Annotated in this window: 17 protein-coding genes; 16 read left to right on the forward strand and 1 reads right to left on the reverse strand. The window is 69.5% G+C overall.

The genetic code is table 11. From position 1 onward, the window contains the following. Positions 1-29 precede the first annotated feature (29 nt). From HGB39_RS16140 to aroB, 13 genes are all read left to right on the forward strand, one after another. Positions 30-1,001, forward strand: coding sequence for a DUF389 domain-containing protein (locus tag HGB39_RS16140; protein WP_005574240.1), 972 nt, complete (start codon positions 30-32; stop codon positions 999-1,001). Continuing rightward, positions 1,001-3,580, forward strand: a complete 2,580-nt coding sequence (locus HGB39_RS16145; protein ID WP_064080038.1) for a circularly permuted type 2 ATP-grasp protein — start codon at positions 1,001-1,003, stop codon at positions 3,578-3,580. Before HGB39_RS16140 ends, HGB39_RS16145 begins: the two co-directional genes overlap by 1 nt. Further along, complete coding sequence (locus HGB39_RS16150) at positions 3,577-4,527, forward strand: transglutaminase family protein (RefSeq protein ID WP_005573021.1); 951 nt, start codon at positions 3,577-3,579, stop codon at positions 4,525-4,527. The genes HGB39_RS16145 and HGB39_RS16150 overlap by 4 nt, the downstream gene beginning before the upstream one ends. Before the next feature lie 65 nt (positions 4,528-4,592). Next, a complete protein-coding gene (locus HGB39_RS16155) occupies positions 4,593-5,768 on the forward strand; it encodes a phosphotransferase family protein (protein ID WP_043793408.1) in 1,176 nt (391 codons plus the stop codon). Between the two features lie 54 nt (positions 5,769-5,822). Next, positions 5,823-7,256 carry a replication-associated recombination protein A gene (locus HGB39_RS16160; RefSeq protein ID WP_005262330.1) on the forward strand — a complete coding sequence of 478 codons (1,434 nt, stop codon included), beginning with the start codon at positions 5,823-5,825 and terminating at the stop codon, positions 7,254-7,256. A gap of 122 nt (positions 7,257-7,378) precedes the next feature. Then, a complete protein-coding gene (gene alaS / locus HGB39_RS16165) occupies positions 7,379-10,051 on the forward strand; it encodes an alanine--tRNA ligase (RefSeq protein WP_005573023.1) in 2,673 nt (890 codons plus the stop codon). 2 nt (positions 10,052-10,053) lie between these two features. Further along, on the forward strand, positions 10,054-10,590 hold the full coding sequence (gene ruvX, locus HGB39_RS16170; protein WP_039950486.1) for a Holliday junction resolvase RuvX: 537 nt from the start codon (positions 10,054-10,056) through the stop codon (positions 10,588-10,590). Further along, positions 10,587-12,296, forward strand: a complete 1,710-nt coding sequence (locus tag HGB39_RS16175; protein WP_054248843.1) for an endolytic transglycosylase MltG — start codon at positions 10,587-10,589, stop codon at positions 12,294-12,296. The genes ruvX and HGB39_RS16175 overlap by 4 nt, the downstream gene beginning before the upstream one ends. Then, positions 12,286-13,113 (forward strand): shikimate dehydrogenase, encoded by an 828-nt coding sequence (locus tag HGB39_RS16180; protein WP_054248842.1) that lies wholly within the window; start codon positions 12,286-12,288, stop codon positions 13,111-13,113. Before HGB39_RS16175 ends, HGB39_RS16180 begins: the two co-directional genes overlap by 11 nt. Positions 13,114-13,147: 34 nt before the next feature. Next, positions 13,148-13,807: a prepilin peptidase gene (locus HGB39_RS16185; RefSeq protein ID WP_064080204.1), complete on the forward strand. Its 660-nt coding sequence runs from the start codon at positions 13,148-13,150 to the stop codon at positions 13,805-13,807. Between the two features lie 75 nt (positions 13,808-13,882). After that, positions 13,883-15,070: a chorismate synthase gene (gene aroC, locus HGB39_RS16190; RefSeq protein WP_005262318.1), complete on the forward strand. Its 1,188-nt coding sequence runs from the start codon at positions 13,883-13,885 to the stop codon at positions 15,068-15,070. A gap of 38 nt (positions 15,071-15,108) precedes the next feature. Further along, on the forward strand, positions 15,109-15,615 hold the full coding sequence (locus HGB39_RS16195) for a shikimate kinase (protein ID WP_005241678.1): 507 nt from the start codon (positions 15,109-15,111) through the stop codon (positions 15,613-15,615). A gap of 94 nt (positions 15,616-15,709) precedes the next feature. Continuing rightward, positions 15,710-16,822, forward strand: coding sequence for a 3-dehydroquinate synthase (aroB, locus tag HGB39_RS16200; protein ID WP_007295895.1), 1,113 nt, complete (start codon positions 15,710-15,712; stop codon positions 16,820-16,822). An 88-nt stretch (positions 16,823-16,910) separates the two neighbouring features. On the opposite strand, the gene HGB39_RS16205 is transcribed toward aroB, so the two are convergent. Beyond that, complete coding sequence (locus tag HGB39_RS16205) at positions 16,911-17,657, reverse strand: B-4DMT family transporter (protein ID WP_005572579.1); 747 nt, start codon at positions 17,655-17,657, stop codon at positions 16,911-16,913. Between the two features lie 136 nt (positions 17,658-17,793). Here HGB39_RS16205 and HGB39_RS16210 point away from each other — a divergent pair, with 136 nt between their 5' ends. From HGB39_RS16210 to nusB, 3 genes are read left to right on the forward strand one after another with little or no spacing between them, the layout of a single operon-like run. Continuing rightward, positions 17,794-18,897: a M24 family metallopeptidase gene (locus HGB39_RS16210; protein ID WP_005572578.1), complete on the forward strand. Its 1,104-nt coding sequence runs from the start codon at positions 17,794-17,796 to the stop codon at positions 18,895-18,897. Positions 18,898-18,931: 34 nt separating this feature from the next. Then, positions 18,932-19,495, forward strand: coding sequence for an elongation factor P (efp, locus tag HGB39_RS16215; RefSeq protein ID WP_005241702.1), 564 nt, complete (start codon positions 18,932-18,934; stop codon positions 19,493-19,495). Then, positions 19,496-20,005, forward strand: coding sequence for a transcription antitermination factor NusB (nusB, locus tag HGB39_RS16220; protein WP_005241711.1), 510 nt, complete (start codon positions 19,496-19,498; stop codon positions 20,003-20,005). Positions 20,006-20,021: the final 16 nt, after the last annotated feature.

Raw genomic sequence — 20,021 nt, forward strand, 5'->3', positions numbered from 1 at the left:
CGGACGATGCGGAACAGCCGGGGGACACCATGTTGCACCTGCGAGTGATCTGTCCGGCCGAGCGCACCGAGGACGTCCTCGGTGTGCTCGCCGCGGAGCCTGGCGCCACCCACGTGGTGGTGCTGCGCGCCGCCGCGATCGACCCCGCCGGTGACGCGATCCAGACCGACGTGGCCCGCGAGGCCGCGAACGACGTGATCGACGCGCTCGAGGCCCTGGGAATCGACCGCACCGGTGCGATCACGGTGGAGCCCGTCGACACGGTGCTGTCGAAATCCGCACACGACGCGGAGAAGGCGGCTCCGGGTGATCCCGCGGACAGCGTCGTGTGGGAGGAACTGGTCAGCCGGACGCGCGAGGAGTCGACCCTCAACGGCACGTTCCTCGCGTTCCTCACCATCGCCTGCCTGCTGGCCGCGGTGGGGGTGGTGACCGACTCGCCGATCACTGTCGTCGGGGCCATGGTGGTGGGGCCGGAGTTCGGTCCGCTCGCCGCACTCGCCGTCGCGCTGATGAGGCGCAAGCTCGGTCTGGCCCGGCGGTCGCTGATCGCCCTGCTCTTCGGTTTCCCGTTCGCGATGGTGGCGACGCTGGTCGCGACGCTGCTGATGGAGCGGGTCGGCTGGATGGAGTTCGAGAGCATCGAGTCCCTCGACCAGGTCGATTTCATCTACCGGGTCGGACCGCTCTCACTGATCGTCGCGCTCCTCGCCGGCGCGGCCGGCATGCTCGCGCTCGTGTCCGCGAAGTCGGCGGCACTCGTCGGGGTCTTCATCTCGGTCACCACCGTTCCCGCGGCGGGATTCGCCGTCGTCGCGGTCACCGTGGGCGAATGGCGCGTCGCGGCGCTGGCGGCGCTCCAACTCGGCGTCAACATGGTGGGCATCGTGATTGCAGGCGTTCTGGTTCTGGCACTGCGATTGCGCAGCGGCGGCGATCCGCGCCGGCTCCTCGAACAGGCACGGAAAGAGCGCTCGCCGGCACAGAGGCGGAGGGCCTGATGATCGTCTCACCGCACGACGGCGCGGGCTACGACGAACTCTTCGACGACGGCGGCGACGTCCGGGAACCGTGGGCGGAGTTGGCGCAGGACTTCACCGGCGGCGGGCCGGACTCCGTCCGCCGCCTGCAGTCCCGCATCCGGCTTCTCGTCGACAATCACGGGATCACCTACAACCCCCTCGACGGGTCGGACGCCCCGACCGCGCCGCCGCGGTGGGAGATCGACGCGGTCCCGCTGATAGTCGCGGCCGAGGAGTGGGAGCAGCTCGCGGCGGGCTTCGTGCAGCGCTCCCGCCTCCTCGACGCGGTCCTCGCCGATCTGTACGGACCGATGGCGCTCGTCCGGAGCGGCGCCGTGCCGGCCCGCACGGTGTTCGGGCACCCGGGTTACGTCCGTGCGGCGCACGGCATCACGGTGCCGGGCCGCCATCAACTGTTCCTGCACGGACTCGACGTCGGCCGCGGGGCGGACGGCACCTTCCACGCGCTGCGCGACCACACGCAGTCCCCGGCAGGCGCCGGCTACGCGATGGCGGACCGCCGCGTCGTCGCCAGGGCGATGCCCGGCATCTACGAGACGGTGGGCCCGCGCCCGCTGTCCTCGTTCGCCCAGTCGATGCGGCTCGCGGCGATCGATGCCGCCCCCGCGGGCACCGAGGACCCCCTGGTCGTGGTCCTCAGCCCTCGTACCCGGTCCGAGGCGGCATTCGATCAGGCGTATCTCGCGACAGTCCTCGGCTTCCCGCTCGTGGAGAGCGCAGACCTGGTCGTCCGCGACGGCCACGTGTGGATGCGCTCCCTCGGCAATCTGGAACGTGTCGACGTCATCGTCCGGCGGGTGGACGCCGACCTCGCCGACCCGCTCGACCTGCGCCCCGACTCCCGGTCCGGCGTGGTCGGGCTCGTCGAGGTGCTGCGCCGGGGAGCGGTGACCGTCGTCAACCCCCTCGGCAGCGGAATCCTCGAGAACCCGGCCCTCACCCGGCTGCTCCCGGACCTGTGCCGTCGTCTCTTCGACGAGGACCTGCTGCTGCCGTCCGTGCCGAGTTTCTGGGGTGGCGACCGGTCGGAGCTGTCGCACATCCTCGCGAATGCCTCGTCGATGGTGCTGCGTGCGGTGCACGGGGGTTCGCCGATCGTGCCCGCCGAGCTCGGTGACGCCGACCGGGACACCCTGCTGGACCGGGTGCGGGCCGAACCCGAGCGGTGGGTCGGGCAGATCGTGCCGGACCCCTCGTATGCGCCCGCAGCCGACGGATCCGGGGACGTCTTCCTCGCACCGGTCGGAATGCGGCTGTTCGGTGTCGCGCAGCAGGTGGGATTCACCCCGATGGCCGGAGGTCTCGGCACGTCCCTCGTTCCCGGGGCCGAGCGCGGGGACCGGCGCCACGCCGGCGCGAAAGACGTCTGGATCCGGCTGGCCCAGCGCACCGCGTCCACCGATCCGGGGGACGGCGCCGACCGGGACGGGGAAGCCCTGCCCACGTATGCGGCGACGACGTCCGATCTGATGACGTCGCCGCGCGCACTGACCGAACTGTTCTGGATGGGCCGGTTCGCCGAGCGCGCCGAGGGTGCGGCACGCCTCATGATCGCCGTCGGCGAGAAGTACCGCGACTACCGCCTGCGACCGTGGCTCGCGGGCGGGGGAAGCCTCCCGATCCTGCTGGACACGGTCCTGCGGGTCGCCGACGCCGGGAAACGCCCGGAGGGGCCCGGTCACGGCGCCGACTCCGGCTCGGATCCGGCCGCCGACCAGCGACGGGTGCGCTCGGAATTCCGTTCGCTGACGATCGACCCCGACCGGGACGGGTCGCTCGCGCACGCGGTCCGCGGCGTCGAGCAGGCCGCGCGGGCCGTGCGCGGGCAATTGTCGAACGACATCTGGGCCGTCCTCAGTTCCGTCGAACGCGCGCTCGGACAGGTCGCCGCCGACACGGTCGACGACGGGTCCGTGCTGTTCGAGGCGCAGTCCGCGGTGCTCGGCGGGATGCTCGCCCTGTCGGGAGTCGCTGCGGAATCACTGGTCCGGGACACCGGCTGGCACGTCATGGACATCGGCAAACGGATCGAACGGGCATCCACCCTGATCGCGCTGGTGGAGTCCACGCTGCGACGGAAGACGGATCCGGCGACCGAGCGGGCGGTGATCGAATCGCTTCTCGTCGCCACCGAGAGTTCCGTCGTCTACCGCCGCCGCAATCGGAGCATCCGCCCGGCCGCCGTGGCCGAGTTGCTGCTGTTCGACGTGAAGAACCCGCGGTCGCTGGCGTTCCAGCTCGAGGCGCTCCGTGCGAATCTGGCCGCACTGCCGGACGCCTCGGGTGCGTCGCGTGCGGAGCGGCTCGTCGAGGACATGGTCAATACCGTGCGACGCGTCGACCCCGCTCGACTCGAATCGGTGGACGCGAACGGGTCCCGGAAGGAGCTGGGTGGGCTGACGACCACGATGCGCGCACTGCTGAGCGAACTGTCCGACGTGATGCTGAAAGGTCAGCTGTCGCTGCCGGGTGGCACCCAGCCGCTGTGGGGCAGCGGGACGACGTGGAGCGCCTCGCAGGGAGGGGTTCCCGCATGACCGACGCGTCGCCCCGTACGGACGAGGTAGCGGAACGGCCGGTGCTGCGCCGATACAAGATCACCCACCGCACCACGTACACGTACTCGGGGCCGGTGTCCTCGTCGTACGGCCGGGGTTACCTCCTGCCCCGTGACACCGAGGAACAGCGGTGCGTGAGTTCGATCGTCGACATCTCGCCGGTGCCCGCGGACCGCTCCACCGGGTCCGACGTCTACGGCAACCGGGACCTGTACTTCCAGGTGAGCGCGCCGCACGAGGAACTGGTCGTGGCGGCCGAGTCCGAGATCGAGGTGTACGGTCCGGACAAGACCAGGCTCGCCGCCGCACCGGCGAACGCGCCGTGGGAGTTGTCCCGCCCCGTGGGAACCGAGGGGGCGATGGCGCAGCAGTTCGTGCTGGACCTCGAACCCCCCGAGATCAGCGATGCGGTCCGCGAGTACGCGGCGCCGAGTTTCCCGCCGGAACGGCCCCTCGTCGACGCGGTGGTCGATCTCACCACTCGCATCCACCGCGACTTCCAGTACAAGTCGGGCTCGACGTCGATCTCCACGCGTGTCGCGGAGGTGCTGGAGAAGCGGTCGGGGGTGTGCCAGGACTTCGCCCGGCTCGCCATCGCCTGCCTGCGGTCGCGCGGACTCGCGGCCCGGTACGTGTCCGGTTATCTGGCGACGCAGCCGCCGCCCGGCAAGGAACGGATGATCGGCGTCGACGCGACCCACGCCTGGGCGGCCGTGTGGATGCCGGGGGACCGGTGGCTCGCCTTCGACCCCACCAACGACCAGCTGGTCGACGAGCGGTACACCGTGGTCGCGTGGGGTCGGGACTACGCTGACGTGCCGCCGCTGCGGGGTGTCATATACACAGAGGCACGAAACAGCACCATTGCGGTGTCGGTTGACGTGGCGCCGATCGAAGTGCTCGCGCCGGATCAGCCGAAATGCTGAAATTCATCCGGGCTTCCGGTGGAGGACTCGATGATCCGTGTCACTAGCAGGTAAGTTGGTCCGCGATGACTGCAATACTGGCAGACCCCGTTTCAGAGGTAGTTGCCGCAGCCGAGAAGCTGCTCACCCGTCGCACAGGGGCACCCGTGACACTGGTGGATCCCGTGGATCTCGGCGGTAGTGGCCGCACCATCGTGCTTCGTGTGCGCGTGGCGGAGAATCCGTTCTCCCTGCCGCGGACGTTGGTGATCAAGCAGGTCCGTGAGGAGTCCGGGGTGTCCGGCGCGCGGGCCGTCGATCCCGACGATCTCACCGGCGACAGCCGCAGCGCCTTCCTCCGGGAGGCCGTCTCGTACCAGTTCGCCACGGCGCTGGCGACGGACAGCCGCCCCGGAGCCGAACTGCTCGCCTCCGACCTCGACGCCCGGCTCCTCGTGCTCAGCGACCTCGGGGACGCCACCCCGATCAGCGCCCTCCTCGAGCACTCCGACTCCGACACCGTCACGAACACCTTGATGGCCATGGCCCAGGCACTTGGGCGCATGCACGCAGCCACCGTGGGCCGCGAGGAGGACTTCACCGCGCTGCTGCGCCGCGCCGAGGTGGCGCACTGCGACGACACCGTGGCCGAGCAGGTGGAGCGTGCGGTGCCCGCCGTGCCCGGCCTGCTGTCCGAGATCCTCCGCGTCGACGTCTCGCCGGATCTGACCGATCAGGTGGCGCGTGCCGCGAAGCTGTTCGAGAGCGGCCGGTTCCGGGCGTTCAGCCCGTCCGACCTGTGCCCGGACAACATCATCGTCAACGACGAGGGCGTGCGGTTCCTCGACTACGAGTGGGGCGGTTTCCGCGACGCCATGCTCGACATCGCGTACGCGTTGGTCTCGTTCCCCGGCTGCCTGTGCAGCATCGACCTGTCCGAGGACCGGACACAGGCGATGATCGAGGCCTGGCGCGCGGAGGTCGTGGGGATGTGGCCCGCGCTCGCCGACGACAACGTGCTCGCCGCCCGCATGGTCGAGGCGCAACTGATCTGGGTGTGGCTCAGCACCTACCTGTTCCTGCCGGAGAACCACACGCGGATCGCCGCCGTCCGCGAGCACCACCTGTCCGTGCCGCGGTCCGAGGCGCTGACCCAGCGCTGGGACAAGCTGGCGCGTTCGGCGGATCACGCCGGGAACACGGTGGTCGCCCACCATGCCCGCGTCATCGCCGACAAGATCCGGGGACTGTCCGTCGGCTGACCCGCGGTCCGGCCGGACTGGGTCGGACGGTGCGGTTCCAGTAGCGTCGAACTTGTGAGCGATCTTTTCGGTTCGGATGTCGGCGAGGACGAGTCGGCAGGCCTGTTCGAGACGGCGCAGCCCGACGAGGCGGCGGCCCCGCGATCGGTTCCCGGTCCGGTGTCGGTCGACCACCACGCACCGCTGGCCGTGCGCATGCGTCCCCGCACGCTCGGCGAGGTGGTCGGGCAGCAGCATCTCCTGGGCCCCGGTGCGCCGCTGCGACGCCTCGTGGAGGGGTCGGGGGCCGCGTCCGTCCTCCTGTACGGTCCGCCCGGCACGGGCAAGACCACGCTGGCGTCGCTGATCTCGGGGGCCACCGGCCGCCGCTTCGAGGCGCTGTCCGCGCTGTCCGCCGGGGTGAAGGAAGTGCGCGGCGTCATCGAACTGGCCCGCCGCCGCCTCCTCGCGGGCGAGCAGACGGTGCTGTTCATCGACGAGGTGCACCGCTTCTCCAAGACCCAGCAGGACGCCCTGCTGGCGGCGGTGGAGAACCGGATAGTGCTGCTCGTGGCCGCCACCACCGAAAACCCCTCGTTCTCCGTGGTGTCCCCGCTGCTGTCCCGCTCGCTCGTCCTGCAACTGCAGTCGCTGACGGCGGACGACATCGAGAACCTCCTGGAGCGGGCCCGCACCGACGAGCGGGGTCTCGGCGGGGAGATCGAGATCGCGGGTGACGCGATGGATCATCTGGTGCGCCTCGCGGCCGGCGACGCCCGCCGGGCGCTCACCGCGCTCGAGGCGGCGGCGGGTGCTGCGCTCGACCAGGCCGGTGACGCGGACCGTCCGGTGCTGCTGGACCTCGCGACCGTAGAGGCGAGCGTCGACAAGGCGGCCGTCCGCTACGACCGCGACGGCGATCAGCACTACGACGTGATCAGCGCGTTCATCAAGTCGATCCGCGGCTCGGACGTCGACGCCGCCCTGCACTACCTGGCGCGGATGCTGACCGCGGGCGAGGACCCCCGCTTCATCGCGAGGCGCTTGGTGGTCCATGCCAGCGAGGACATCGGGATGGCCGACCCCACCGCGTTGCAGACGGCGACCGCCGCGGCGCAGGCGGTGCAGCTGATCGGTATGCCCGAGGCCCGCCTGGCCCTCGCGCAGGCCACGATCCACCTCGCGACCGCTCCCAAATCGGGGGCCGTCATCGCCGCGCTCGGCGCCGCGATGGCGGACGTCGCCGCCGGAAACGCCGGACTCGTCCCGCCGCATCTGCGCGACGGCCACTACGCGGGGGCGGCGAAACTCGGCAACGCCGTCGGGTACCGCTATCCCCACGACCACCCCGACGGGGTACTGGCGCAGCAGTATCCGCCGGACGAGCTGGTCGGTGTCGACTACTACCAGCCCACCACTCACGGCGGTGAGCGGGACATCGCGGGGCGCGTGGACAAGTTGCGCGCCATCGTCCGCGGCACGAACCGTCAGGGTGGCCGGTTAAGCTGAATGTGGCCGAACCGCCGGGTGTGCCCGGCTGCCCGGCGACCGCACCCCAGCGGCTGGACCCCGGTTCGACCCTGTAGTTCGACCCATCGTTGCCCTCGAGACAGACAATAAGGATCACTGACGTGCAGACCCACGAGATTCGCCGGCGCTTCCTCGACCATTTCGTCAAGGCAGGCCACACCGAGGTACCCAGCGCCTCGCTGATTCTCGACGATCCGAACCTGCTGTTCGTCAACGCCGGGATGGTGCAGTTCGTGCCGTTCTTCCTCGGCCAGCAGACGCCGCCGTACCCGAGGGCGACCAGTGTCCAGAAGTGTGTGCGCACCCTCGACATCGAGAATGTGGGCATCACCACACGGCACAACACGTTCTTCCAGATGGCAGGCAACTTCTCGTTCGGCGACTACTTCAAGCGCGACGCGATCAAGCACGCGTGGTCGCTGCTGACCTCGAGCGTCGCCGACGGGGGTTACGGCTTCGATCCCGAGCGCATCTGGGTGACGGTCTACCTCGACGACGACGAGGCCCGCGACATCTGGCGCGACGAGGTCGGCGTTCCCGAATCGCGAATCCAGCGCCGCGGCATGGCCGACAACTACTGGTCCATGGGCATTCCCGGCCCCTGCGGCCCGTGCTCGGAGATCTACTACGACCGCGGCCCCGAGTACGGCAAGGAAGGCGGCCCGGAGGCCGACGAGGACCGCTACATCGAGATCTGGAATCTCGTGTTCATGCAGAACGAGCGTGGCCTCGGCATCAGCAAGGACAACTTCGAGATCCTCGGCCCGCTGCCGAAGCAGAACATCGACACCGGCATGGGCGTCGAACGCGTCGCGTTCCTGCTCCAGGGCGTCGACAACGTGTACGAGACCGACCTCGTGCGCCCGGTCATCGCGAAGGCCGAGGAACTGTCGGGCCGCAAGTACGGCGCCGTCCACGACGACGACGTGCGCTTCCGGGTCATCGCCGACCACGCGCGCACCGCCGCGATGCTCATCGCCGACGGCGTGAACCCCGGCAACGACGGGCGCGGCTACGTCCTGCGCCGCCTGCTGCGGCGCATCGTCCGGTCCGCGAAGCTGCTCGGCGCCGACAAGCCCAGCATGCGTGAGTTCATCACCGTCGTCCGCGACACGATGGCACCGTCGTACCCCGTCCTCGACACCGACTTCGGCCGCATCGAGACGGTCGCGGTGGGGGAGGAGACCGCGTTCCTCAAGACCCTCACGTCCGGCTCGAAGCTGTTCGAAGGCGCCGCCGAGTCGGTGAAGGCGTCCGGCAAGTCGACGATCGGCGGCGACCAGGCGTTCGCGCTCCACGACACGTACGGTTTCCCGATCGACCTGACCCTGGAGATGGCCGCCGAAGCCGGCCTGACCGTCGACGAGGAGGGCTTCCGCACGCTGATGGCGGAACAGCGGCAGCGCGCGAAGGACGACGCCCAGGCCCGTAAGCACGCGCACGCCGACCTGACCGTCTACAAGGAACTCCTCGACCGCGGACCCACCGAGTTCACCGGATTCCACGAATTGGTCTCCGAGGCACACGTTCTCGCGCTGATCTCGCAGGGGCAGCGGGTCCCCGTCGCGACGGCCGGCCAGGACGTCGAGGTCATCCTCGACCGCAGCCCCCTGTACGCGGAGGCGGGTGGACAGATCGCCGACCTCGGTACCCTCACCGGCCCGGGACTGCGGGTGAAGGTCAACGATGTCCAGAAGATCGCCAAGAAGCTGTGGGTCCACAAGGTGACCGTGCAGGAGGGTCAGCTCACCGAGGGCGACGTCGTGCTCGCGCAGGTCGACGCCGCGTGGCGCAAGGGTGCCACCCAGGGGCACTCCGGCACGCACATGGTGCACGCCGCGCTGCGACAGGTCCTCGGCCCCAACGCGGTTCAGGCCGGCTCGCTGAACAAGCCGGGCTACCTGCGTTTCGACTTCTCCTGGCAGGGCGCGCTGACGGAAGCGCAGAAGCAGGACATCGAGGTCGTCGCGAACGAGGCGGTGGCCGCCGACTACTCGGTGAACACATTCGTCACCGACCTCGACAAGGCGAAGTCGATGGGCGCGATGGCGCTGTTCGGCGAGAACTACGGCGACGAGGTGCGGGTAGTCGAGATCGGCGGACCGTTCTCGATGGAGCTGTGTGGTGGAACTCACGTGGGCAGCTCCTCGCAGATCGGCAACGTCACACTGCTCGGTGAGCAGTCCGTCGGTTCCGGTGTGCGCCGCGTCGAGGCCTACGTCGGGCTCGATTCGTACCGTTACCTGGCCAAGGAGCGCGCGCTCCTCGCCGGTCTGTCGTCGTCGCTGAAGGTGCCCTCGGAAGAAGTGCCTGCCCGCGTCGAGGCGCTGGTGGAGCGACTTCGGGTGGCGGAGAAGGAACTCGAGCAGACCCGTGCGCAGGCGGTTCTCGCCGCGGCGGGCACGTTCGTCGACAAGGCGCAGCGGGTCGGGCCGGTGCTGCTGGTCGCGGACTCCGCCCCGGCCGGTGTCGGCGGCAACGACCTGCGTGGGCTCGTCACAGACATCCGCGGCCGGTTCGGCACCCAGCCCGCCGTGGTCGTGCTGCTCGGCGACGTCGACGGCAAGGTTCCGTTCGTGGTGGCCGTGAACAAGGCGGCTCAGGAACTCGGCGTGGCGGCCGGCGACCTCGTGAAGGGATTCGGTCCGAAGATCGGCGGCCGCGGAGGCGGAAAGGCCGACATGGCACAGGGTTCCGGTTCCGACACCAGCGGAATTGCGGCCGCCCTCGACGCTGTCCGGGGACAAGTGGCGGACAAGGTGGGGAGCCAGTAGCGGTGGATCACGCGGAACAGGGTCCGGATCGACCGGGAGTCGACGACCCTGGGCGTGGTCGGCGCATCGGCATCGATGTGGGCAGCGTCCGGATCGGCGTCGCGTCGAGCGACCCCGACGGGATCCTCGCCACCCCCGTGGAGACGGTGCCCCGGTCCAAGGAGCGGGGACCCGACGCGCCGGATATCCGGCGCATTGCCGACATTGTCGAGGAATACGAGGCCGTGGAGGTTATCGTCGGTCTGCCGCAGACCTTGCGGGGTGAACGGGGGAAGGCCGCCTCGATCGCTACTGTGTTCGCGAAGCGATTGCGAAGGAAGGTCGACCCGGTACCGGTGCGGATGGCGGACGAACGTCTGACGACCGTCACTGCCGCGCGGGCGCTTCGCGAGAGCGGTGTCAGTGCGAGGGGCCAGCGTCCTGTGATCGACCAGGCTGCGGCGGTGGCGATCTTGCAGGGATGGTTGGACGAGCGGAGCAGGTCGGTGAATGCAGGGGATTCAGGTGGGGACGTGCAGCTACCGGAGGGAGGCCAGTGAGCAATCATCGGCGACCCGTAGGTGAGCGACCCGAATTCCAGTACGTCCCCCGCGAACCCCGACGGCACCGCTACCTCGACGAGGACGACGACCAGGTCGACTACGCGCCGCCCGCCGAGGACGACGACGTCGTCACCACGGGGCGCCACGCGGTGGTGTACGACGACCGTCACGTCGACGAACCCCACGCCGACTACACGGAACCGGTGTACGAGCAGTCCGCGTACGAGAACCCGGTATACGAGCAGCCGTTCGATCCCGAGCCCGTCTACGAGGACGGATACGGTCCCCGTTCGTACGGCGACGCCCACGCCTACCGGGCACCGGCAGTCGACGACCGCGCGTACGACGAGCCCGCCTACGCCGACGAGCCGGTGCATGTCGACGAGCAGTACGAGGCCCACACCTATCCCGACGACCGCTACGACACACCGCCCGACGAGCCCGATGTCGCGTTCGCGGAGGCCGAGACGCAGATAATCTCGGCGATCCCCGAGGAGATCCCACCGACGCGCGCCCACGCCCGCACGCAGGCCCGCCGCCGCAAACAGGCCAAGGGCCGCGCACGCCGAGGAAAACTGTTCGGCGCCCTCGCGGCCGCGACGGTCCTGATAGTGCTGGTCGGCATCGTGTTCGTCGGCGGCAAGATGTTCTTCGGCGGTCCCGACGCCCCCGCGGACTACGCGGGTCCGGGTGGTCCCGAAGTGGTCGTGCAGGTCCATCCGGGCGACACCGCCGAGGAGATCGCCTCCACTCTGGCCGAGCGGGACGTCGTCGCCAGCGGATCAGCCTTCTTCAACGCCGCAGTCCAGAGCAACGCGATGAACTCGGTGCAACCCGGCTTCTACAGCCTCTCGACCCAGATCCCGGCAGATGATGCCGTGCAAGAACTGGTCGACCCTGCCTCCCGCGTCGGGCAGATGATCATCTCCGAGGGCAGGCAACTCCACGACACCACCGATGTGCAGACGGGGGCCAAGAAGAAGGGGATCTACACCCTGATCTCCGAGGCTAGTTGCATCGGTGAGGCCGGCCAGGAGCAGTGCATCGGTTACGACGACCTCAACGCCGCCGGTGCGGGCGACCTGTCCGCGCTCGGGGTTCCCGACTGGGCGAAGGACGCGGTCGCCGGTGTTCCGGACCGCGATCGTCAGCTCGAGGGACTGATCGCCGCGGGCAGCTGGGATTTCGATCCGACCGCCGGCCCCGCCGCCATACTCCAGAGGCTGGTCACCGAGAGTTCCGCGAGCTACGAGAAGACCGGCATCCTCACCGCGGGCAACCAGGTCGGCCTCACGCCGTACAAGATGCTGATCGCGGCGTCACTGGTGGAGCGGGAGGCGATGCCGGACGACTTCTCGAAGGTCGCTCGCGTCATCCTCAACCGGCTCGCCGTCAACCAGGCGCTGCAGTTCGACTCGACGGTCAACTACGCGCTCGACACCACCGAACTGGCCACCACCGACGCCGACCGCGCACAGGTGACACCCTGGAACACGTACGCCAGCCCCGGGCTGCCCGCGACGCCGATCTCCTCGCCGAGCATCGGAGCGTTGCAGGCCGTCGAACAACCGGCGCCGGGCGACTGGATCTACTTCGTGACGGTCGATTCGAAGGGCACGACCCTGTTCACGAAGAGTTACGACGAACACCTGGCCAACATCGACCAGGCCCTGAACAACGGGATTCTCAACAGTGGACGATGAAGTGGTGACCGCACGCAAAGCTGCGGTGCTGGGCAGCCCGATCGCGCATTCGCGCTCGCCGCAACTGCACCTCGCGGCGTACCGGGCGCTCGGTCTCACCGGGTGGACGTACGACCGGATCGAGTGCGACGGGGAGCGGCTGCCCGGCCTGGTGTCCGGGCTCGGCCCGGAATGGGTCGGTCTGTCCGTCACGATGCCGGGCAAGATCGCCGCACTCGAATTCGCGTCCGAGCGCACCGAACGGGCGGTGGCGATCGGCTCGGCGAACACCCTCGTCCGTTTCGAGGGTGGCTGGCGTGCCGACTGCACCGATGTCGACGGGGTCAGCGGTGCGCTCACCGCGGGTGGTGTCGGAACCATCGCGGGCGGCGAGGCGGTCGTCGTCGGCGCCGGGGGAACGGCGAGGCCCGCGCTCGTGGCGCTCGCCGACATGGGCGTGAAATCGGTGACCGTGGTGGCACGGGACGCGGGTCGCGCGGCAGGTGCACTGGGGTGCGCGGAATCGGTGGGGCTCGACGTCCGGTTGCTCGGCTTCGACAGCCCGGAACTCGGTGCCCGGTGCGCGGCGGCGTCCGCGCTCGTCAGCACCGTTCCGTCCGCCGCGATCACCGAGTACGCGGACATTCTCGGGCGGGCGCCGTTCGTGCTCGACGCGATCTACGACCCGTGGCCGACCCCGCTGGCCGCGGCGGTCGAGGCGGCCGGGGGAACCGTCGTCGGCGGGCTCTCGATGCTCCTGCACCAGGCGTTCGGGCAGGTGGAGCAGTTTACCGGTCGCCCGGCGCCGCGCGAGGCGATGGCAGCCGCTCTGGGCTAGTTGTCCACAGGCCGGACCGCCGTCCACAGGTCGGTTGTCGTGCCAGGTCACGGTGATCGACACCGTGACCCGGTCACGCATGCTGCTCGGTATGTGGTGGCTGATCGCGGCGAGTGTGGTGGCAGGTGCGGGTGTGGGATGGGCAGCCCGGTTGACGTCCGGCCTGTTCGTGGGAAGGGTGCGGCCGGGCTGGTGCGAGGCGGTGTGCGCCGTCGGCGTCGCCGTCACGGTGTGGGCCTGCTCCGCCGCATCCGCCCCGTGGGTGCTGCCGTGTGCGCTGGCGTTCTGGTGGTGGTGTGTGAGTCTCGCCGCCACCGACCTGTGTGCGCGGAGGCTGCCGAACCTACTGACCCTGCCCGGATTCCTCGCGATCGTCGTCGGCGGTGCCGCGACCGGATCCGCGGCCGCCGCCGTGATCGGCGGGTTCCTGCTGGCGGCCGCGTATCTCGCCCTGTACCTGGGCGCACCTGGTGCGGTCGGTGCGGGTGACGTGAAACTCGCACTCGGAGTCGGCGCGGCCGCCGGGCTGGCCGGGGGAGAGGCCTGGGTGCTCGCGGCCGGGCTCGCGCCGGCGCTCACAGCGCTGGCGGGCGGCATCGTCCTCGCCGTCCGGCGTTCGCCGTCGCCGCTCCCGCACGGCCCCGCCATGTGTGCCGCGACACTGGTTGCGCTGTTCGCCGCGCACGTCGCCTGAGCGGGTCCGCGCACGGCACGCGGTTGGGAGGACCACCGTCACTGCCGGGCGCGGCGACATGGAAGGATATTGGGCGTGCTGCGCTGGATAACTGCCGGAGAATCCCATGGTCCCGCCCTCGTCGCGATGCTCGAGGGGATGGTCGCGGGCGTCGAAGTGACGTCCGAGGACATCTCGACCCAACTCGCGCGACGCCGCCTCGGCTACGGCCGCGGTGCGCGGATGAAGTTCGAGGCCGACAAGGTCACCATCGTCGGTGGTGTGCGCCACGGGCGGACGCTCGGCGGTCCGATCGCCGTCGAGGTGGGCAATACGGAGTGGCCCAAGTGGGAAACCATCATGTCCGCGGACCCGGTGGACGCCGAACTGCTCGCCGATCAGGCGCGGAATGCGCCGCTCACCCGTCCGCGCCCCGGTCACGCCGACTACTCGGGCATGCTCAAGTACGGATTCGACGACGCCCGCCCGGTTCTCGAACGCGCGAGTGCACGCGAGACCGCGGCCCGGGTCGCGGCCGCGACGTTCGCCCGTAGCTTCCTCCGCCAGGTGTTCGGCGTCGAGGTGCTGTCCCACGTGATCTCCATCGGCGCGTCCGACCCGTACGTCGGCCCCGAACCCACCGGGTCGGATCTGGCGGCGATCGATGCCAGCCCGGTACGCGCCTTCGACAAGGCCGCCGAGGAATCGATGATCGCCGAGATCGAAGCCGCCAAGCGTGACGGCGACACCCTCGGCGGGGTCGTCGAGGTCGTCATCCACGGCCTCCCCGTGGGTCTCGGATCGTTCATCAGCGGCGCGGACCGCCTCGACGCCCGTCTCGCGTCCGCTCTGATGGGAATCCAGGCCATCAAGGGTGTCGAGGTCGGCGACGGCTTCGAGACCGCGCGCCGTCGCGGCAGCCAGGCGCACGACGAGATGCGTCCGGGCCCGGACGGAATCCTGCGTTCGACCAACCGCGCGGGCGGTCTCGAGGGCGGCATGACCAACGGGGAGGCGCTCCGCGTTCGCGCGGCGATGAAGCCGATCTCGACCGTCCCGCGCGCACTGGCCACCGTCGACATGTCGACCGGTGAGGAAGCCGTGGCCATTCACCAGCGGTCCGACGTGTGCGCGGTGCCCGCCGCCGGTGTCGTGGCCGAGGCGATGGTCGCGTTGGTCGTCGCCCAGGCGGCACTCGAGAAGTTCGGGGGCGACTCGGTTGCCGAGACGACCGCCAACTACGAGCGTTACGCGTCGGGCGTCGCAGCTCGGCTCGCGCGATGACCAGCCGGTCTGCCGTCGCGTCGGGGCGGTGACGGATGATGGCACCGAAAGCCGTGCTCGTCGGCCCCCCGGGGGCGGGTAAGTCCACGATCGGGCGGCGCCTCGCGCAGGCCCTGGACCTTCCGTTGTTCGACACCGACGTGGCGGTCGAGGAAGAGGCGGGACGCACGATCGCCGAGATCTTCGTCCAGGAGGGCGAACCCGCCTTCCGTGCGCTCGAGGAAGAGATCGTCCGGAAGGCCATCGAGAGCCACGAGGGGATCGTGTCGCTCGGCGGTGGATCCATCCTCTCCGAGCGCACCCGGGAATTGCTGAAGGGCCACACCGTGATCTATCTCGAGATCAGCGTGGCCGAGGGGCTCAAGCGCACGGGGACCAACACCGCGCGCCCCCTTCTCGCCGGTGGCGACCCCCGCCAGAAGTACACCGAGTTGATGCGCAAGCGCCGACCGCTGTACCGGCAGGTGGCGTCCATCCGGATACGCACGGACGGTCGGAGCCCCGCCCGTGTGGTGCAGCAGCTGGTGGCGAAACTCGCCGAGTGATCGGCGACCCCGGCGGAGTCGCCGAGTGATGGGCGACCCCGGCGGAACAGAGACATCCGAGAATCTCGGACAAGACGGAGCGGAGCAGCAGACAGTGACCGAACCGGTACGCGTACAGGTGCAGACGGCGAACCCCTACCCGGTCATCATCGGGCGCGGATTGCTCGGCGAGCTGGTGGACGAACTCACCGGCACGAGGACGGTGGCGATCTTCCATCAGCCGCCGCTGGCGGAGACGGCGGAGGCGGTGCGCGCGGCGCTCGCCGAAAAGGGAATCGATGCGCACCGCATCGAGATTCCGGACGCGGAGGACGGCAAGGATCTGGCTGTGGCCGGCTTCTGCTGGGAGGTCCTCGGCCGGATCGGGCTGACCCGCAGCGACGCCGTGGTCAGCCTGGGCGGCGGCGCGGCCACCGACCTCGCCGGGTTCGTCGCGGCGACGTGGATGCGCGGTGTGCGCGTGATCCACGTGCCCACGACGTTGCTCGCGATGGTGGATGCGGCGGTCGGCGGCAAGACCGGCATCAACACCGAGGCCGGCAAGAACCTGGTGGGTTCCTTCCACGAGCCGTCGGCGGTGCTGATCGACCTGGCGACGCTCGAGACGGTGCCACGCAACGAGATCGTCGCCGGGATGGCGGAGGTCGTGAAGACCGGCTTCATCGCCGACCCGGTGATCCTGGATCTCATCGAGAAGGACCCCGAAGCCGCTCTCGACCCCACGGGAACCGTTCTGCCCGAACTGATCCGGCGGTCCGTGGAGGTCAAGGCCAAGGTCGTTGCCGCCGATCTGCGCGAGTCCGATCTGCGCGAGATCCTCAACTACGGGCACACCCTCGGGCATGCGATCGAGCGGCGTGAGCGCTACCGCTGGCGCCACGGTGCGGCGGTCGCCGTCGGGCTCGTCTTCGCGGCCGAGCTGGGGCGTCTGGCGGGACGACTGGACGACGCGACGGCGGATCGGCACCGCACCATCCTGGAACTGGTGGGTCTGCCCACCACGTACGACGCGGACGCGTTCGGCCAGTTGGTCGAGGGAATGCAGACCGACAAGAAGAACCGGGCGGGCGTCCTGCGGTTCGTCGTGCTCGACGGGCTCGCGAAGCCCGGACGGCTCGAGGGTCCGGATCCGTCTCTGCTCGTGGCCGCGTACTCCGCGGTGGCGCGGGAGGAGAAGCCGGGCACCGGCGGTGGCGTCCTGCTGTGACGTAGCGGCACGAAAGCGAGAGGCGGCGGTGTGAGCGAGTGCGCTCACACCGCCGCGTCGTCTGTCGGTGTGGTGAAGCCGAGGGCTGTTACTCGCCGCGGCGAGGGTCGTCGGTGGTGCGCTTCCCGAGGTCGACAGGATCCTGCCACCCGGTGTCCCCGCCCTGCGGCTGATCGAGGTCGGACGTGTCCTCGCGGTAGTTGTGCACCGGTTCGAACACGGCCGTGTCGGCGTCGGACCCGGCGTAACCGGTGTCCGCGGTCTGCTCGTAGGCCTGGCCGGGGTAGTTCTGTCCGTAGCCCTCGTCGTCGGCGACGGCTGCTGCTGCGGTTCCCCCCGCTGCGGCCCCTGCGGCCGTTCCGGCACCGTGCACCGCCGGCCGACGTTCGCTGCGGTCCTTCTCCGTCTTCCTGGACTCGCGGCTGACGAAGAACCGGCCGAGGAACACGGCGAGCATGGCCGGCACGAAGATCAGCAGGACCGTGAACGCGGCCCCGGACGTGATCTCGAAGAAGAACGAGTTCTGGGTGACGTTGAGGGACGGAATCAGGTTGGCCAGCCAGCTCCCTACACCCGCGACGATGCCGCCGAGCAGGGCCGCTTTCAACCACAGCATCGTCAGGTCGGCGCCGTCCTCCGGCTCGGGGTTCCGGCGACGGTCCCGGATGCCGTCGATGCCGGCCCAGATCAGTGCCACGAACACGACGATCAGCAGTGCGAGCCATCTCAGAGCGGAACCCTGGAGGGGCCACTGTGTGATCGACACACCGAGGATCACACGAACGAAAACATGTATCAGGGCCATGCCGAGGCCGCGTACCACCCACGCATTCATGGGCACAGCGTAACGAGCGGGTTTTCACCCGTGTGGTCTAACCCACACGGGCGCGCTCTGGAACCTGTTCTCGCCACTGGACGGGTGCCGTCGATCCGCGCCCTCCGGGTGGCGATTTGCCGGTACGTTTGACGACATGCCTGCTGATCATGGTTCGCGGCGCGCAGCGCTGCGCGCGGCCCTCGCCGCCCGGGATCTCGACGCGCTTCTGGTGACGAATCTGGTGAACATCCGCTATCTCACCGGGTTCACCGGGTCCAACGCCGCCCTGCTCGTGCATGCCGCCGACGCCGAGGGCGCCGAGGAGCGCACCGTCATCTGCACCGACGGCCGCTATCTCACGCAGGTCGGGGAACAGGTTCCCGATCTGCGGGCCGAGATCGCCCGCGCCAGCGCCGCGCACCTCATCGAATCGGTGGGGCGGCGGAGTCCGTCCTCGCTGGCGTTCGAGAGTCACGTGGTCACGGTGGACGAGTTCGCGGCCTGGTCGGTGCTCGCGCCGGACGCGCGGCTCGATCCCGTTCCGGGTCTCGTCGAGGAACTGCGGATGGTGAAGGACGATTTCGAGGTCGGTTTGCTGCGGGCGGCGTGCCTGGCTGCCGACTCCGCGCTCGCCGAGCTGATCGAGCGTGGGGGCCTGCGCCCCGGGCGTACCGAGAAGGAGGTGGGCCGGGAACTCGAGGCGCTGATGCTCGCGCACGGTGCCGACGGCATCTCGTTCGAGACCATCGTCGCGGCGGGCGCCAACTCGGCGATCCCGCACCATCGCCCGACCGAGGCGGTGCTCGCCGGCGGTGATTTCGTGAAGCTGGACTTCGGTGCCGAGGTCGGCGGGTACCACTCGGACATGACCAGAACGTATGTCCTGGGGCAGGCCGCCGACTGGCAACGGGACGTGTATGCGCTGGTCGCGCGGTCGCAGGAGGCTGGACGGCACGCGCTGCGCCCGGGGGCAGAGGTGTCCGCCGTGGACGGTGCTGCCCGCCGGGTCATCGAGGACGCGGGCTACGGGGAACTGTTCCTGCACGGGCTCGGACACGGCGTCGGCCTGGAGATCCACGAAGCTCCGGGAATCGGCAAGCTGGGCACCGGTACACTTCTGGACGGTGCGGCGGTGACCGTCGAGCCGGGCGTGTACTTCTCCGGGCGCGGAGGCGTGCGGATCGAGGACACGCTCGTGGTTCGTGAGCAGGGACCGGAGCTGCTCACACTCACCACCAAAGACCTGACTGTCGTGTAGACGGTTTCGACCTTATCGAGGAGACGCGAAGCAAGTGGCTTCCACTAGTGATTTCAAGAACGGCCTGGTCCTGCAGATCGAGGGCCAGCTGTGGACGATTACCGAGTTCCAGCACGTGAAGCCCGGCAAGGGTCCCGCGTTCGTGCGCACCAAGTTGAAGAACGTGCTCTCGGGCAAGGTCGTCGACAAGACGTTCAACGCCGGCGTCAAGGTGGACACGGCCACGGTCGACCGCCGCGACATGACGTACCTGTACCACGACGGCACCGACTACATCTTCATGGACGGCGACACGTACGACCAGATCTCGATCAGCGAGGCCACGGTGGGCGACGGTGCCCGCTTCATGCTCGAGAACATGGCCGTGCAGGTTGCGACGCACGAAGACGTTCCGCTGTTCGTGGAACTGCCCGTCACCGTCGAACTGGTGGTCCAGCACACCGATCCCGGTCTGCAGGGCGACCGCTCCACCGGTGGCACCAAGCCGGCCACCCTCGAGACCGGAGCCGAGATCAACGTTCCGCTGTTCATCAACACCGGCGACAAGCTGAAGGTCGATTCCCGCGACGGCAACTACCTCGGGCGTGTGAATTCCTGAGTGTCCGGTACGCATAAGAAACTCGGCGCACGGCACAAGGCCCGCAAGCGCGCCGTCGATTTCCTCTTCGAGGCCGAGGCGCGAGATCTCGATCCGGTCGATCTCGCGACCGAACGCGCGGACCTGTCCGGTAAGGACGATTCCGTGGCACCGGTCGCTCCGTACACCGTCACCGTGGTGACCGGGGTCGCGGAGAACCTGGACCGCATCGACGAGGTGATCTCGTCCCACCTGCAGGACTGGACGCTCGAGCGGCTGCCCGCCGTCGACCGCGCCATCCTGCGCATCGCCGTGTGGGAGCTGTTCCACGCCACCGACGTGCCTCCGGTCGTGGCCGTGGACGAGGCGGTGGAGCTGGCCAAACAGCTGTCCACCGACGAGTCGCCGGGGTTCGTGAACGGCATCCTCGGTCAGGTCGTGCTGGTGGCCCCGCAGGTGCGGTCGGCTGCGGCCGCGACGTCGCGGCGCGCCGAGACCGCCGGCGGCGAGTCGACCGACGCAGGCTCGTAAGTTCGTGTCCCGCTGC

This window comes from Rhodococcus opacus, assembly GCF_012396235.1.
In the GTDB taxonomy this organism is placed as follows: domain Bacteria; phylum Actinomycetota; class Actinomycetes; order Mycobacteriales; family Mycobacteriaceae; genus Rhodococcus_F; species Rhodococcus_F opacus.

Excerpts from the sequence above, each read along its gene's own strand:
- HGB39_RS16140 (WP_005574240.1), top strand. The coding sequence starts at position 30 with ATGTTGCACCTGCGAGTGATCTGTCCGGCCGAGCGCACCGAGGACGTC.
- HGB39_RS16145 (WP_064080038.1), top strand. The coding sequence starts at position 1,001 with ATGATCGTCTCACCGCACGACGGCGCGGGCTACGACGAACTCTTCGAC.
- HGB39_RS16150 (WP_005573021.1), top strand. The coding sequence starts at position 3,577 with ATGACCGACGCGTCGCCCCGTACGGACGAGGTAGCGGAACGGCCGGTG.
- HGB39_RS16155 (WP_043793408.1), top strand. The coding sequence starts at position 4,593 with ATGACTGCAATACTGGCAGACCCCGTTTCAGAGGTAGTTGCCGCAGCC.
- HGB39_RS16195 (WP_005241678.1), top strand. The coding sequence starts at position 15,109 with ATGGCACCGAAAGCCGTGCTCGTCGGCCCCCCGGGGGCGGGTAAGTCC.
- HGB39_RS16205 (WP_005572579.1), bottom strand. The coding sequence starts at position 17,657 with ATGAATGCGTGGGTGGTACGCGGCCTCGGCATGGCCCTGATACATGTT.
- HGB39_RS16210 (WP_005572578.1), top strand. The coding sequence starts at position 17,794 with ATGCCTGCTGATCATGGTTCGCGGCGCGCAGCGCTGCGCGCGGCCCTC.